Annotated in this window: 10 protein-coding genes; 2 read left to right on the top strand and 8 right to left on the bottom strand. The window is 70.0% G+C overall.

Features of this window, described 5'->3' with window-relative positions; genetic code table 11:
- Positions 1-35 precede the first annotated feature (35 nt).
- The 5 genes from ACICHK_RS30195 to ACICHK_RS30175 are packed head-to-tail and all read right to left on the bottom strand — an operon-like array spanning position 36 to position 9,071.
- Positions 36-1,433 (bottom strand): Ig-like domain-containing protein, encoded by a 1,398-nt coding sequence (locus ACICHK_RS30195; protein ID WP_406839322.1) that lies wholly within the window; start codon positions 1,431-1,433, stop codon positions 36-38.
- Between the two features lie 52 nt (positions 1,434-1,485).
- Positions 1,486-3,555, bottom strand: coding sequence for a PIG-L family deacetylase (locus ACICHK_RS30190; protein WP_406839321.1), 2,070 nt, complete (start codon positions 3,553-3,555; stop codon positions 1,486-1,488).
- Positions 3,552-6,416, bottom strand: coding sequence for a stealth conserved region 3 domain-containing protein (locus ACICHK_RS30185; protein WP_406839320.1), 2,865 nt, complete (start codon positions 6,414-6,416; stop codon positions 3,552-3,554). The genes ACICHK_RS30190 and ACICHK_RS30185 overlap by 4 nt, the downstream gene beginning before the upstream one ends.
- A gap of 10 nt (positions 6,417-6,426) precedes the next feature.
- Positions 6,427-7,350 (bottom strand): hypothetical protein, encoded by a 924-nt coding sequence (locus tag ACICHK_RS30180; RefSeq protein ID WP_406839319.1) that lies wholly within the window; start codon positions 7,348-7,350, stop codon positions 6,427-6,429.
- Positions 7,351-7,364: 14 nt separating this feature from the next.
- Positions 7,365-9,071, bottom strand: a complete 1,707-nt coding sequence (locus tag ACICHK_RS30175; RefSeq protein WP_406839318.1) for a stealth family protein — start codon at positions 9,069-9,071, stop codon at positions 7,365-7,367.
- Between the two features lie 477 nt (positions 9,072-9,548).
- On the opposite strand from ACICHK_RS30175, the gene ACICHK_RS30170 reads away from it, so the two are divergent.
- Entirely contained in the window at positions 9,549-10,658 is a 1,110-nt protein-coding gene (locus ACICHK_RS30170; RefSeq protein ID WP_406839317.1) for an LCP family protein, read from the top strand.
- A gap of 109 nt (positions 10,659-10,767) precedes the next feature.
- On the opposite strand, the gene ACICHK_RS30165 is transcribed toward ACICHK_RS30170, so the two are convergent.
- Positions 10,768-11,784: a hypothetical protein gene (locus ACICHK_RS30165; RefSeq protein ID WP_406839316.1), complete on the bottom strand. Its 1,017-nt coding sequence runs from the start codon at positions 11,782-11,784 to the stop codon at positions 10,768-10,770.
- Positions 11,785-11,863: 79 nt separating this feature from the next.
- Between ACICHK_RS30165 and ACICHK_RS30160 the strand changes: the two genes are divergently transcribed.
- A complete protein-coding gene (locus ACICHK_RS30160; RefSeq protein WP_406839315.1) occupies positions 11,864-12,256 on the top strand; it encodes an NTP pyrophosphohydrolase in 393 nt (130 codons plus the stop codon).
- A gap of 97 nt (positions 12,257-12,353) precedes the next feature.
- Here the strand turns inward: ACICHK_RS30160 and ACICHK_RS30155 are convergent, their stop codons facing one another.
- Together ACICHK_RS30155 and dxs are read right to left on the bottom strand one after the other, a co-directional pair.
- On the bottom strand, positions 12,354-13,877 hold the full coding sequence (locus tag ACICHK_RS30155; protein WP_406839314.1) for an amino acid permease: 1,524 nt from the start codon (positions 13,875-13,877) through the stop codon (positions 12,354-12,356).
- Between the two features lie 151 nt (positions 13,878-14,028).
- Positions 14,029-15,960 carry a 1-deoxy-D-xylulose-5-phosphate synthase gene (gene dxs, locus ACICHK_RS30150; RefSeq protein WP_406839313.1) on the bottom strand — a complete coding sequence of 644 codons (1,932 nt, stop codon included), beginning with the start codon at positions 15,958-15,960 and terminating at the stop codon, positions 14,029-14,031.
- Positions 15,961-15,968: the final 8 nt, after the last annotated feature.

Below are 15,968 nucleotides of genomic sequence, written 5' to 3'. Positions count from 1 at the left end.
CTCTCGTTCTCAACACCCGTGAGCCGGGGGCCGGTTCACCAGGTCGGCATGGCCGGGTAGTGCTCGCACGCGCCGGAGTCACCGGGGCAGGCGTGGCGGGAAGCGAGCGAGGTCGCCAGCCAGCTGTCCTCGGGAACACCGTGCACGCGCAGGGTCAGCGACGCGGGCGCGGAGTTGATGGCGCTGAACACCCCCACGAACTCGACGGTGTAAGTACCCGGCCGCCAGTCGTGGGCATGGGTGACTTGCCAGGTCCCGTCCTTCTTGACCGTCGTCTCGGCAATGATCCTGCCCTGTTCGAGGACCATGACCTTGGTGGTGCCGGGGAACGCCTTACCGGAAAAGCGGGGGCGCGGGCCGCTCCAGGCGTCGGGCTTCGGGCCCAACACCTCCGGCGGCTCCAAGTGGTCGAGGACCTCGAACTCCAGCATGGAGGTCCGGGAGACGGCGTTTCCCACGACAGCGAGCACCTCGACACTGTGCGAGCCCGCGGGCCACAGGACGGTCCGGCGCCACTGCCAGGCACCGGTCGGCGCGACCGCGCTGCCGCCGAGGTAGCGGCCCTTCTCGAAGAAGAGGACATAGTCCGTTCCGACGGGTGCCTTTCCGGTCAGCTTGCGCTGGTTGCCGACGATCTGGCCCGGCGCGGGCGAGGTGAACACCGGCATGTCCAGAAGGGTCGGCGTCATGGTGAGGGCCATCTCGGGGTGGCTCACCGTGAACTCGGTCAGCACCGGCGGGAGTTCACTGGGCGTCAACAGTTCCGGGTCGATGATGTCGTTGGGCAGGCCCGGAGTCTCGAGCAGGGAGGCAGCCAAGCGGCGGGCCACCGCACGGGCGCCCGTCTCGTTGAAATGGGTGGAGTCAATGATGCCGTCGGGATGGTTCGGGTGCTCGCCCGGGTCCAGCCACCGGTAGAGCCGCCGGGCGCGCGTCGCACCGAGCTCCGTGAGCATCGCCGTGGTGAACGCGGCCATGTCGATGAGTGCCGCACCGGTCTCGGCGGAGATCTCCCGGGTGAGCTGGACGAATCCGCCGTGCGTGTCGGGGACGTCACCGGCATCGTCGAAAATGCAGCGGGCCGCCGGGGTGACCAGCACCGGAACAGCTCCCTCGGCCCGGATCGCGTCGATGCTCAGACGCAGGTACTCCTTGTACTCGCGGGGGCCGTGGTAGCGGTCGGGCTGATTGATGCGCTGCTCGACCTGCCCGTAAGCCAAGAGCACCACGTCGTCCGGGTTGAGGAGGGTGAGGAGCGCGGCCATGCGATGGGTGAAGTAGCCACGCAACGTCATGGCATCACGGGCATAATTGCGCACCTCGTTGCCCTCGACCAGAAACTCGTCGAGGAACTGTCCCCAACCCGCGAGCGGTGCTTCGCTCTCGGTCCGGGACGTGGCCACCGAGTTGCCCAGGATGCAGATCTTCCTCATGTCTTACTCATTGCCTTCCTCATTCTCTCTGTTCAACGGTGTCGCGTCCGGGTCAGACAACAGTCAGCGGCCCGAAGCCGTCGGCGATGTCCGTTGTGAGCTGCCGCATCACCCGCAGGCGCGCGTCCGTGCCCATCACCGCCACCACGACCCGCCCCGCCCCGTCCAGCGCGAGCGCGGGCGGGCGAGCCATCAGCACGTCGTGGTCGGTCCACTCCGTGGTCCGCTCCTCACCAGGGCGCGGGGCCTGGGCGGGAATCACAGCGGTGCTCAACCGGTTCCTGGCGTTGCGGCGGGCCAGAACGATGCGGTCGTCCTCGCCCGTCATCCGTCGCAGCGCGGCGATCCTGCCCGTTCCGCCGTGCCCGCCGAGGCGTTCGGCGCGTCCGCTCCACCGGCCGTCGGGACGCTGGCGCAGGCACACGACCTCGCCGGAGTCCTCCTCTCGGTAGAGGACCGCCACACGCGAACGTCCGATCTGCACCGGGGTGATGCCGCCGGTGGGACGCCACGCGTCGGGATCGGCCGACGTCACACCGTCCTGCATCTTGTACGGGCCGTACATGCCGTCCTGGTACCAGCGCGCACCACTGCCACGGTTCGCGCCGTACAGCTCGATCCGGCCGGTGGTCATGAAGACCGCGGTGAGGCAGTCCTGCATGTCGCGACCGCGCAGGTCCTCCCATTCGCTCCAGCCGTCGGCGGTCTCGCGCCGGGCGCTGACGCCGGAGCCGAAGTTGCGGGTGAAGACGTGCAGGATCCCCGAACTGCCGACGGCTGCCTCGGGGACACCGATCTCCCGGCAACGCTGCCAGTCCTCGGTGTAGTCGTTGGGGTTGCCGATCCCCTCCCAGGGCACCACGGTCCCGGTGTGGGCCTGCCGTCGCATGCGGACGATCTCCACGTCCACGCGCCCGGCCCGCCCCCGGGTACGACGCAACGTCACGAGATGCACCCCGCCCTCGGAGTCCGGGGCCACCGACAGCGAAGGGGCCAGACCGCCGCCGGGCAGCAGGGTCGGCCCGCCCCAACTTCCGCCGGGCTCGCTCTCGGTCCAGACCGCGACCCGGCCGCCGAGGCCGACATAGGCGGCGAGACGTCCGTCGGCCTGAAGGTGAAGCCAGTCGGTGCCGCCCTCGTAGCGGGTCCGGGTGCTCCAGCCATAGCGGCGGGTGTCGGCGCCGTCGGCCAGTTGGAGGTCACCGCAGTGGCGGTGTTTGCAGTCGTGTCCGTCCGCGGAGGTGTACACCTCCAGGACGCGCTTCTTGCCCGCCCAGGCGTGCTCGGTGAGATTGCTGGGCCAGATCTTGTTGCTGTACCCGACGCAGTGGTCCACCAGGGGCGGTACGCCGCCCTCGGTGATGTAGCGCTCCAGAGCCGCCAGCGCGAACTGCGCCGTAGCGGTGTGGTCCTGGTGGTCGCTCGATTTCGGGCCCCGTTCCTCGTCCCAGTCGGTGTGCCATGGATCGGGGTCCATGCTCCAGAACTGACTGGGCCGGGCGCGGTGCAGCAGGTCGACGAGACAGCGCAGCAGCGCGTCCTTGGTGAACTCCTGCGGCTGCCGCAGCGGAGACTCCGCGGCGACCAGGGTGGGCTGGGAGTCGGCGGCACCGGTCCACAGCTTGGCCAGCCGGACGGAGGGGACGTCGGCCGGGAATCCGTGTCCGACGTTGACGATCCGCAGTCCGAAGAAGAACAGCTGGACATGGGGCGCGGCCAGCAGCGTGGACCGCTCGGCCGTCACGCCCGCCGAGAACGAGACGACGTCGCGCGTCCATTCGCTCTCGCGTTCACCGGTGACCATGGTGGCGTACGCGGCACGCAGCCCCTGCTGACGGGCCTCCGCGTACCCCTCGTAGTCCGGTGGGCTGTCCAGCCGCCGGGCGTCGCGGGTGTCGATGTTGCGCCCGTCGGCCTCCGCCGCCGTCAAGTAGATGCTGGTGACCCGGTGGCCCGCTTCGAGAGCCCGCTGCAGATCGGGATTGATGAAGTACAGGTCGTCATCCGGGTGCGCGAGTATCTGGACCAGCGACGCCTGCGCCGGGGCCGACCCGGCGGGCTGTGTGACGGATTCCCCGCGGGTCGGCGGCCGATGGGGCAGTTCCGGCATTCCGAACGTCATAGCGGCCACTCCGGCAGGCGTTGCGCGTGAAATCTCTGGTTGCGGGGTGAACCCGCCTCGAACTGGCTGGCTATCGGGAAATAGCTCGGCAGGAACGCCGCCAGCGTGGCGTCCTGCTCGTCCTCCGACACGTCTCCGTCGTGGAAGTCGTTGAGGCAGAAGACGTCGTTGGACCGCGTGGCGAGCATCCGGGTGAGCTTCTTCACCTGTTCGCTCAGGCCCACGTTGACGAAGCCACCCGCAATACGACCCGGCACGCTTCGGCCGGTGTAGTAGCCGAAGTAGTGGTGAAGCGACGAGGCGACCGACACGTCGGAGGCGTTGCGCAGCTGATTACCCGCGGTATTGCGCAGCGCATCGGCGAACTCGGTCTCCAGGTCGCGCATCACGCTCCGGCGCAGCGGATGCGGCGCGTGGATGAACGAGTTGACCAGCACCCGGCCGAACTTCTCCGACAACAGCCGCCGGTTGTTCTTCGCCGCCATGCGGCTGAACTCGTCCTTGTCGTCGATCGGATTCATGGGGATGACGTTCGACGACATGAAGTGCTTCGACTGGCCGTTGCCGAGGAAGAACAGGCCGGGCTGGATCGGCCGTGCCGCGAACACGTCGTCGTTGAAGTAGAGGAAGTGCTCGGCAAGGCCTTCGATGTGGTGGAGCCGGCTCTCGATGGCATGCGAGTTGTACGTGGGCAGCTGCCCCTGGCCGGCAAAGATCTCGGTGTGGTCCACCACACGCACCCGGGGGTGAGTGGTGTCCAGCCATGACGGAACCTGACGGTCCGTCACCAGGTAGATGTTCCTGATCCAGGGCGCGTACATGTCGAGGGACCTGAGGGAATAGCGCAGCTCATCCCGGTTGCGGAACCGCGCGGCGCTGGTCGCCGCGTCCTCGGTCTCGATGCCCTTGGCCGCGAGCACGGCGTTCTTGCGTTTCAGCCACTCGACGTCGGAGCCGTCGACCCAGGTGTACACGGCGTCGACGGGAAACGTGATGTCGTGATGGAGATCCTGGTTGAAGGCCTGGATCGTCGGGTACCGGCGCCCGCCCAGCACCATCGAGTCCAGACGCAGCGCCTCCTTGGGCAGCCGGGCACCGATCAGCGTCCGGAAGGGGGAGACGATGTAGTCGGGGTCGGTCTCGTCGTCATCCCAGAAGCCGACGGTGCAGCCGTACGTGGCCCCGAGCCGCAGGGTGCGAGAGCGGGTCACCACGCTCTGGTAGACCCGGACTCCCGCGCAGGGGCTCTTCGCGTGGCCGGTCGTCAAGCCGCCGAGCGTGGTGACGACGGCATCGTCCCGCTCGTTGAGCAGCGCCACGTACACGGCCTGCTTGGTGAAGCTGCGGCCGAACGCCCTCAGGACCGCCTCCCGGTGGCTGGCGTGCACGGCGACGGTGTGCCGCACCTTGGTCGTCCGGGTGACGAAGTACGGGATCCCGGCCGTCTCCAGGGCGGTCGCGGCCATCGCCAGATTGGCCTGGATGATGTCGTGGGGGGTCTCCGCCTCGATGATGCGGCACACCTGCCCGCCGTCACGCACGAGACCGCCGCCGCGGCGCAGCATGCGTTCCTCGGCCGTCGCGAGCTCTTCGGAGTTCTGCGTGCTGCGCGGTGCGGCGGCGGCCGCCCTGGCCTGACCGTCGGCGCCCGAGGTCAGCGAGTGGGCCGCGATCCGCGCGGCCTTGCGCCTGTCACGGCGCCCGGAGACACGGTCCTCCTCCAGGCTCGCGAAGAGGCGGTCGAAGTTGCGGTTGTAGCGGAAACCCGCCGCGACCTCCGCGGCTTCGGCACCCATCGACCAGCGCAGGTCGGTGTTCTCGATCATCTCAAGGAGCGCCCCGGCCAGGGCGTCGGTGTCGTCGGGAGCGACCAGCAGGCCGGTCCGCCCGTTCTGCACGACCTCGCGCGGAGCCGTCGGGCAGTCGTAGGCGACCACGGGGACACCCGCAGCGTGGGCCTCCATCAGGAACAACCCCAAAGCGTCCTCGGTCGCCGGACTGAGCGCGATGCTCGTCTTGGCCCACTCCTCGGAGAGGTCGGCCGGCGCCTCGCCGACGAACTGGACGCTGCTGTGCAGGCCGAGCTCGTCCCGCTGCGCCCGCAGCGCCTTGCCGAGCGGGCCGTCGCCGATGATCCGCAGGGTCCAGGTGGGGTACTGCGGGCTGACCTTGGCCCACGCGGTCAGTGCCTGCCCCACGCCGGAACGTGCTTCCAGGCGGGCGACGAGCGTGACCATACGGGTCTCGAGTGTCGACCGGGGCCGGAACCTCCGGCCGAGTGCGGGCCGGGCGATGGTGAGCGGCGGCACTGCCTTCCCGAAGGTCTCGGTGAACCACTGGCGCGACGAAGTATGCGACAGGGCGAGCGCGTCGCACCGCACGAGGTGTCGCAACAGCGGCTCGGCGGCCGGACCGGCCGTCTCAGGGGCGCCTAGCTCGTAGTGGACGGCGATGACGTGCGGCGGCAGGAAGCGCGCGACGTACGCGAGGAGCGCCGGCGATGTGGTGATCAGGACGTCCACGTCGAGGTGCTGGAGGGCGTGCTCCATCTCGATGTCGGCGAGCCGGTGGAAGCGCTCGTCCCAGCGGCGCTCGACGATGTCGCTGGGCAGGGCGGCCAGCGCCGCCTCGGCGTCTGCGGAGAGGCCGGACCGGCGCACGGCCCGGGACTTGAGGGACTCGACGAGAAACGTGACGTCGACGCGCGGGTCAGGGGACTCGAAACGTCGGCGGCGCTCCTTGAACACACTGATGATCCGGACTTCCTCGTGCCGTCCCGCGAGCGCTACGGCGTGTCCGAACACGGTGCGCTCCGCGTCACCCAGCACATCCGCCTGGGTCAGCAGAAAAGCGACTCTCAAATCTCGTTCCTTAATCTGCCCGGTCGCCGTCGCTGCAGGTGAACCTGAAGTTCCCCGCCGGCGTGTACCGGGGTTCGATCCTCATCAGGACACCGCGGCGCGGTGACACGAGGATCTTGCGCATCGTGAACACCCGCCCCGGTGCCTGTATGTCGTGAAGCCGTCTTGCGAGCCGGAGGGGCGCACCCCTGCCGGGGTGCACCAGGACGTCCCAGTGCTCGCGCCCGCCGCCGGCCGGAACCATCTCCGCGAGCGGCACCTCCAGCCGCCAGACACCGGGCTGCACCTCGGCGAGCGGGCACCTCACCCGCCGTTCCGCGGCCACGACCTCGGCCCAGGGCTCGGTCGCCCGGACTCCGAGCACCCGCAGATCGACATCGATGCGCGCGTGCTGGATGTGCACCGCGGCCACTTCCGCCGCGGGTCTGGCCTTGGCGTACACGACGCGCGCGTCACCGCGCACCGTACGCCCGAGTCGGAAGCGCTGCGCGGTGAGCGGCGACCGGGCCATGGGACCCGTGGCACCCTTGCGCGGCGTGGTCGGCTCGGCCAGCGTGAGCGGCAGTCGCACGCTCCGGCGTCCCGAGCGCACTTCGAGTCTGAGCTTCCAGCGGCCCGGACCGATCGGTACACCACCCGCTTCGGCGCCGAGCAGTACCGCGGCGTCCATGAGCCACGGCCCTTCGGGGTCGGGGTACACCCGCGCCGGGCGACGGTGCCGCCGCAGCCCTCGCCGTATGACGATCTCGGCGGCCTCCGCCTCGGTCACGGACGCCGGCAGTTCGGCATGCAGGTTCACGGTCTGCCCGTCGAGCACCGCGGCATAGCGCAGCAGGGCTGTACGCCCGAGGCGCCGGGGAAGGAAGAACCCGGTCATCAGCGACGCGCGGTATCCCGCAAGGCGCCGGACGGCCCGTCGGCGCACGGTACGCATTCTCTGTCCCTGCCTCATCCGACACCTCGCCCCAGCTGCGACAGGCGTCGCGTCGGCGCCGTCTCCGCCTGTTCCAGTTCGTACGGGCTCGGGACGGGAAAATACGAGTCGAGGAAGCGGGTCACCATCCGCGCCTGTGCCTCTCTGTCTTCTGGCACCACGGTGTCGTTGATGCAGAACGTGTCGAAGTCTCGTCTGGCGAGCAGCTGGTTCATCCGCTGCTCCGCCTTGCTGTCGCCGATGTCGATGTAGACGTAACGCAGGTCGCCCGCCGTGGCGCGGGCGGAGTTGTAGGCGTAGTAGTGGTGCAGCGACGACGCGACGGGGATGTCGCTCGGGGAACGGAACCGTGAGTGCTGGGTCACCCAGTGCGCCCGCGCGTAGACCTCCTCGATCTCGGCGAGGACGCTGCGCCTGAGGGCGTGCGGGGTGTGCTTCATCTTCTGGGAGATCACGGTGCCGAACTGCTGGGCGATGAGGCCGCGGCTGTTCTTGCCCGCGGCGTCCACGGGCAGGTCCTGCGGGTCGATCTGACCGGACGGGATCAGCGCCTTGGACATGAAGAACTTGGACAGCCCGTTCGGGTGGAAGAACCGGTCCGGCCGCACCGGCCGTCCGAAGAAGACGTCGTCGTTCAGGTACAGGAAGTGCTCCGCGAGCCCCGGGATGTTGTGGAGCTGGCTTTCGATCGCGTGCGAGTTGAAGGTCGGCAGGGCCGTCGGATCGCTGAAGATCTCCCGGTGGTCGATCACCTTCAGACCCGGGTAGTCGGTGTCGAGCCAGCCGGGCACCTGTCCCGCGGTCACCAGGAAGATGTTGCGGACCCACGGCGCGTACTGGTGGATCGAGCGCAGGGAGTAACGGAGTTCGTCCCGGCTCGTGTAGCGCGCGTCGTTCGTCGCCTGCTCGTGCAGCGGCGTCCGGACGCGGGCCAGCCTCCGCTCGGCCGCGTCCTTGCCCGCGCGCCACACCGGGTCCGCGTCGTCGACCCAGGTGTAGACGACGTCGATCGGGTAGAGGTGATCGCTGATCAGCGAAGCGGTGAACTCGGGCAGCGTGCTGGTCCGTCCCGTGCGGTACAGGGACGGGACGGGGCTGAAGAGGCTCTGCTCGGCCCGACGGCGTTCGGCGCGCGGCGGCGCGCTCGTGACCACCGCGTTGGGGCGCGGCGCGACCAGTTCACCGTCGATCTCGTCCCAGAACTCCAGGTCGCATCCCGACTCGTGGGCGAAGACGAGGTTCTCCGTCGGGTCGCAGACGTTCCAGGACAGCCGGAGCACCTGCTGGGAGCGGAGCTTGCGCCAGGTCTTCGCCGACCGTCCGGTCAGCGGCGTTCCCTCCGGCACCGCGCAGACGTAGCCCGGGTTGTGGTCGAAGACGAGCTGGAGCACTTCCTCCACGTCGGCACGGAACTCCGCCGGAACGGCCACGCAGGGCACGGCCCTGGCCGTGCCGCGTACGGCGAAGTAGTCGATCCCGGCGTCCTCCAGCACCGCGACGAGCAGGTGGAGGTTCCTGGCCCGCGCGGCCCACTCGGTGGCTCCGGGGACGACCGCGGCGAGGAGGTGGCGGCCCTTGAACTGGACGACGCGCATCAGGAGACCGCTGTCGCGCATGGCCGGACCGCTCCGTCCGCTCAGCACGGCCTTCGCCAGGGCCGAGCGGAACGCGTCGAGGGCCGCGAGTTCACGGATGACGGCGGTCCGCAGCGGGCGCGGCACCCGGCGGACGATACGCCGACGCGCCTGCACAGGCACCAGGGATCGATATGTCGATACCAGGGCACTGCTTTCGGGGTTACCCGAAGCCACCGCGACTCCTCAGCTTCTTCCAGAAAAGGGCTGAGGCTCCCCCCTCACACCCAAAATGCCCACACAGGCGTGAGCACCTGGCCCCGAACCAAGAAGATCACGTCGCGGAATCTTCACATCTCAGCCACCCGTTGTCCATTTTTCGCCCCTGAGGTACACATCTTGAGACGCGCTTCACTTGACTTTCACCCCAGTAGGGGACTAAGTCCGGTTTGCGTCTCCCCCGGAGCCCTTCGTCGCGCACATCCGGCGTCCACGAACGTTCGAACGCGTGTCTATAGTGCAGGTCAGCCCGGCAACGCACGGACCGGCTCCTCCCCCACCCGAGTCCTCGAGCCATCGACATCCGCCCGTACCAGGGCACGACCAGCTAGGACCCGGACCAGGATGAGCCACGTCCCGACGCCCCCGCCCACCGAGACCGACGCACCGCCGAAGAGCGGTGGCGGACGGCGAGGAGCCGAGCGCGAGCGCACCGGCGGCCGTCGGATCGGCAGGAAGATCCTGTTGGGTCTGGCCGTCCTCGTCATCGCTGCCAGCGGCACCGGCTACTGGCTCTACAGCGACCTCGACGGCAACATCAAGGACGTCGACCTCGACAAGGCGCTCGGCGACGACCGGCCCGAGAAGCTGCCCACCTCCGGGCAGAACATCCTGGTCCTCGGTTCCGACTCGCGCGCCGGCGCCAACGCCGCCCTCAAGACGGGCAACGTCTCCGGGGCGCGTTCCGACACCGCACTGGTGATGCACATACCCGAGGGCCGCGAGAAGGCCGTCGCGGTCAGCATCCCGCGCGACACCCTCGTGACCCGCCCCGAGTGCACCAAGGCGGACGGTCCCACGGTCCCCTCCGCCCAGCGCGTCATGTTCAACTCGATCTACTCACAGGTCGGTTCGGCCTGTGTGGTGAAGACCGTGGAGCAGATCTCCGGGATCCGCATGGACCACTACATGGAGATCGACTTCGCCGGCTTCAAGGGCCTGGTCGACGCGATAGGCGGCGTGACCGTCACCGTCGACAAGGACATCCACGACACCTCCAGCGGCCTCGACCTCACCGCCGGGACGCACCGGCTGAACGGCACGCAGTCCCTGGAGTTCGTACGGACCCGGCACGGTGTCGGCGACGGCAGCGACCTCGGACGCATCGGCCTGCAGCAGCAGTTCATGACCGCGCTGCTCTCCGAGATCAAGAAGCAGGACCTGCTGGGCAGCCCCGCGAAGACGTACGGGATCGCCGACAGTCTGACCCAGGCGCTCACCACCGACTCCGACCTCGCCTCGCTCAAGGCGCTGGCCGAGTTCGGCCGGAGCATGAACGGCGTCGACCCGTCCACCATGGAGACCATCATGCTCCCGGTGGCGTACGACAAGGTCGACCCGAACCGGGTGGTGGCGGCCGAACCGCAGGCGTCGACGCTGTGGAAGGCGCTGCGCTCCGACTCCGCGATCCCGGAGTCGGCGAAGAAGTCGCCCGCCACCGGCGGGAGTTCCTGACACGGAGGGCGGGAGACGCGCTCCCACCTCGCGGTCCCACCGCGCGCTCCCACCGCGTGCTCTCACCATGCGGGTCAACTGATGGGCGGGCCCGGTCAGGGCCCCGGCGTCAGACCGCCCGCCAGGCCTCCAGGGCGATCCCCGGCTCGTCCTTGCGCCGGGTGACACGGAGTTCATCGGTCGCCGGGGAGAGCGTCGCGGCGACCACCCGGCCCTCCTCGTCCTCCGCGAGCGCCAGCAGGGCGTCGGCGGGGAGTTCCGGCCCGGACTCCGTCCACCACGCGCCCGCCGACTCCTCCTCGGTCGGATAGGCGGCGAAGGCCACCCGGCCGCTCGCCGCGCGCTGGGCGAGCAACGTGCAGTCGTGGCCGTCGAGTTCGCAGCGGATGACCCGGACGGGACCCGGGCCGGCCGAGGCCAGCAGGGTCACGGGCCGGGTGCCGGGACGCCAGGCGCACACATCGCCCGAGTCGTCGGTGAAGAAGAGAGTGGTGAACTCCGCGGAGGTCGCGAGGGCCTGCAGGGTGTCCGGGCGGACGGACGCCTCCAGCGCCTCGTCCAGTGCGGGGACCGCGCCCGCCTCCTCCTGGCTCCAGTGCAGGACACCGCCCGGAACGGCCGCGTACAGCTCGACGCGGCCGGACGTCCCGGTGACGGCCGCGAGGTCCCCGTGGACGTCGTGCCCTTTGAGGTCGCGCCAGGGACCCCAGCCGCCCTTCTCCTTCTGGGCGATCATGCTGACCCCGCCGCCCTTGTTGCGCACGAAGACATGGGCGCGCCCCTGCGCGTCGACCGCGACGGCGGGGTTGCCCGTGCGGTCCCCGGTGCGGTCGGGGTGGCCGATGGGGTTCCAGTCGAGGGCGGCGAGGTCCGGCCGGAAGTGGGTCGAGTGGACGAGGCCCGACTCGCCCTCGACCGTCGGGCGCCAGGAGACCAAGTGGGTGTACCGGTCGGGCCCCTGGCCCAGGGCCAGTACGGAGTGCAGGCGCTGGTCGCCCCCCACCGTGCGGGGAGGATCCCAGGAGCCGCCGGATCCGTGCTCCGCCCGGCAGCGGACGGTGGCCTCCGACAGCAGGTACGCGCTGAGCCTGCCGTCGCGACCGCGTATGAGCCAGTCGACGTTCACCGCTTCACCTTAGAGCCTGTCCGACGGTCCCCGTCGTCGCCCGGCGCCGGGCCGGACGGTCTTCTGGCAGGGTGGGGGCATGACGGATCCGCAGGACATGCCGACCCTGCTCGTCGTGGACGGCGCCAACGTGGTGGGGTCCGTACCGGACGGCTGGTGGCGGGACCGCCGCGGTGCCGCCGAGCGGCTCAGGGACCGGCTGGCGGACCTCGCCGGGCCCGGTCTTCCCGGCCGGCCCGGTCCGCTGGAGATCGTCCTGGTGGTCGAGGGCGCGGCGCGCGGGGTCGGCTCCGTTCCCGGGGTCCGGGTGGACGAGGCACCCGGCAGCGGCGACGACCGGATCGTGGAGCTGGTGGCCGGGGCCGGGGACCGCCCCTGTCTCGTGGTCACGGCCGACCGCGAACTGCGGCGGCGGGTCGGCGAACTGGGCGCCGGGGTCGTGGGGCCGCGCACCGTACGTCCCCGGCCCTGACGGCGGCCGGCGGGGCGGATCCTCCAACCCGCTCTCTCCGGAGAGCGGGCCCTCCGGCGAGAGCGGACGTCCCGGAGGGAGCGGACGCCCCGGTCGGCTACCGGACCGTGCCGCCGGGCGGGTCCTGGGGGCCGCCCGCGGCCGACTCCGGCTGACGCCCCAGACGGCTGTGCGTGCGCCCGTACAGGAAGTAGACGACGAAGCCGATCACCATCCAGATCCCGAACCGCAGCCAGGTCTCCGCCGGCAGGTTCAGCATCAGCCACAGCGACGCCAGTACCGACAGGATCGGCACCCACGGCACCAGCGGGGTGCGGAAGGCGCGGTGCAGGTCGGGGCGGGTGTGGCGGAGGATGATGACGCCGATGGCGACCACGACGAAGGCGAAGAGCGTGCCGATGTTGACCAGTTCGGCCAGCTCGCTGAGGCTGGTGAAGCCCGCGACGATCGCGATGACCACACCGAGCAGGATGGTCGGCCGGTGCGGGGTGCGGAACCTCGGGTGGACGCGGGAGAAGAACCGCGGCAGCAGTCCGTCGCGGCTCATCGCGAAGAAGACACGGGTCTGGCCGAGCAGCAGGATCATGCAGACCGTGGTCAGTCCGACGGCGGCGCCGAAGCTGATGACGCCCGCGAACCAGGGGTGTCCGGTCGCCTTGAACGCGTCGGCGAGCGGTGCGTCGATGGACAGTTCGGTGTACTTCTGCATGCCGGTGACCACGATCGACACCAGGACGTAGAGCGCGGTGCAGATGAAGAGCGAACCGAGGATGCCGCGCGGCATGTCCCGCTGCGGGTTCTTGGTCTCCTCCGCGGCCGTCGCGACCACGTCGAAGCCGATGAAGGCGAAGAACACGACGGAGGCCGCGGTGAAGATGCCCATCACGCCGAAGTTGGTCGGCGCCCAGCCGAACATGATCTGGATCAGCGGCGACTTGATGCCGCTGCCCGCCTCCACGTTCTGGGCGGGCGGGATGAACGGCGAGTAGTTCTTGCTCTCGATGAAGAAGGCGCCCGCGATGATCACGATCAGGACGACGGTGACCTTGATCGCGACGACCAGCGTGGTGATCCGGGCGGAGAGCTTCACGCCGACGACGAGGATGGCGGTGAGCACCAGGACCAGCGCCGCGGCGAGGATGTCGAAGCCGAAGCCGGTGGCCCCGTCGCGCCCGCCGAGCGAGTCGGGAAGGTGCCAGCCCGCGTTGTCCATCAGCGAGCGCACGTAGCCGGACCAGCCGACGGCCACCACCGCCGTGCCGAGCGCGAACTCCAGGACCAGGTCCCAGCCGATGATCCAGGCGGGCAGTTCACCGAGGGAGGCGTACGAGAACGTGTACGCGGACCCCGCGACCGGGACCGTGGAGGCGAACTCCGCGTAGCACAGGGCCGCCAGCCCGCAGGCGACACCCGCGGCGACGAAGGCCAGCGAGACGCCGGGGCCCGCGTTCTCCTTGGCCACCTTGCCGGTGAGGACGAAGATGCCGGTGCCGATGATGACGCCGACACCGAACACGGTGAGGTCCAGAGCGGACAGCGACTTCTTGAGTGCGTGCTCCGGCTCCTCGGTGTCCAGGATCGACTGTTCGACCTTCTTCGTCCTGAAGAGGGTGTTGCTCACGGACGTACCTCCCACGCTTGTCGTCCTCGACATGTATCGAGAGGGCGCAGGTAGCACGTATGCCCCGGCATGGCCCGCACCACGCAGACGGGCCGGTTCCGCCACCCGTACAGGGTGCTGGAACCGGCCCGTCGGCCGTGTTGCGGATGCGTCAGTCGCACGCGGGCTGTACCGCGTCCACGGCCTGCGCGGCGCTGCCGTCGAAACGGCCGTCGAGCTTGGCGACGAGGCCGGTGACCTGCCGGGCGATGTCCGGCGCGGTCAGCCCGATCTCGGCCATGACCTCGGCGCGGGAGGCGTGGTCGAGGAAGCGCGGCGGGATGCCGAAGTCGCGCAGCGGGACGTCGACGCCCGCGTCGCGCAGGGCCTGCGCGACGGCCGAGCCGACACCGCCGACCCGGGAGTTGTCCTCGACGGTGACGACCACGCGGTGCTGCTCGGCGAGCGGCGCCATGGCCTCGTCCACCGGCTTGACCCAGCGGGGGTCGACGACGGTGGTGGAGATGCCCTGCCGGTCCAGCAGGGAGGCGATCTCCAGGCACATCGGGGCGAGCGCGCCGACGGAGACCAGCAGCACGTCGGGCGTGTCGGTGCCGGGCTCCCGCAGGACGTCCATGCCGCCGATCCGGCCCACGGCGGGGACGGCCGGGCCGACCGCGCCCTTGGAGAAGCGCACCACGGTCGGCGCGTCCTTCACCTCGACGGCCTCGCGCAGCTGGGCGCGGACCTGGTCGGCGTCACGCGGCGCGGCGAGCCTGAGGCCCGGGACGACCTGGAGGATGGACATGTCCCACATGCCGTTGTGCGAGGCGCCGTCGGTGCCGGTGACGCCCGCGCGGTCCAGCACGAAGGTGACGCCGCACTTGTGCAGGGCCACGTCCATGAGGACCTGGTCGAAGGCGCGGTTCAGGAAGGTCGCGTAGACGGCGAAGACGGGGTGCAGTCCGCCGGTGGCGAGGCCCGCCGCGGAGACGGCGGCGTGCTGCTCGGCGATACCGACGTCGAAGACCCGCTCGGGGAACACCTTGGCGAACCGGTCGAGGCCGACCGGCTGGAGCATCGCGGCGGTGATCGCGACGATGTCCTCGCGCTCCTTGCCGAGCTCGACCATCTCGTCACCGAAGACGGAGGTCCAGTCGGCGCCGGAGGAGGCGATCGGCAGGCCCGTGTCCGGGTGGATCTTGCCGACGGCGTGGAAGCGGTCCGCCTCGTCCTGGAGGGCCGGCTGGTAGCCGCGGCCCTTCTCGGTGAGGCAGTGCACGATGACCGGGCCGCCGAAGCGCTTGGCGCGGGTCAGGGCCGACTCCAGCGCCTCGATGTCGTGGCCGTCGATCGGGCCGACGTACTTCAGGCCGAGGTCCTCGAACATGCCCTGCGGGGCGATGAAGTCCTTCAGGCCCTTCTTCGCGCCGTGCAGGGTCTCGTAGAGCGGCTTGCCCACGACCGGGGTGCGCTCCAGGAGGTCCTTGCCGCGGGCCAGGAAGCGCTCGTAGCCGTCGGTGGTGCGCAGGGTCGCCAGGTGGTTCGCGAGGCCGCCGATGGTCGGCGCGTACGAACGCTCGTTGTCGTTGACGACGATGACCAGCGGGCGGTCCTTGGCGTCGGCGATGTTGTTCAGCGCCTCCCAGGCCATGCCGCCGGTGAGCGCGCCGTCACCGATGACGGCGACCACGTGGTCGTTCCTGCCGAGGACCTCGTTGGCCTTCGCCAGTCCGTCGGCCCAGCCGAGGACCGTGGAGGCGTGCGAGTTCTCGATGACGTCGTGCTCGGACTCCGCCTGCGAGGGGTAGCCGGACAGGCCGCCCTTCATCTTCAGCCGGGAGAAGTCCTGCCGGCCGGTGAGCAGCTTGTGGACGTAGGACTGGTGGCCCGTGTCCCACAGCACTCTGTCCTTCGGTGATTCGAAGACGCGGTGCAGGGCGATGGTCAGCTCCACGACACCGAGGTTGGGGCCGAGGTGGCCCCCGGTCTTGGAGACCGCGTCGACGAGGAAGGTCCGGATCTCCCCGGCCAGCTGGTCGAGCTGCTCCAGGGTCAGCCGGTCCAGATCGCGCGGTCCCGTGATGCGGGTCAGCAGCGCCACCCGTGCCT

The organism is Streptomyces sp. AHU1 (assembly GCF_045343905.1).
Classification (GTDB): Bacteria; Actinomycetota; Actinomycetes; order Streptomycetales; family Streptomycetaceae; genus Streptomyces; species Streptomyces triticiradicis.
Note: the sequence above shows the minus strand (reverse complement) of the source record. Positions and strands in the feature narration are given on the sequence as shown.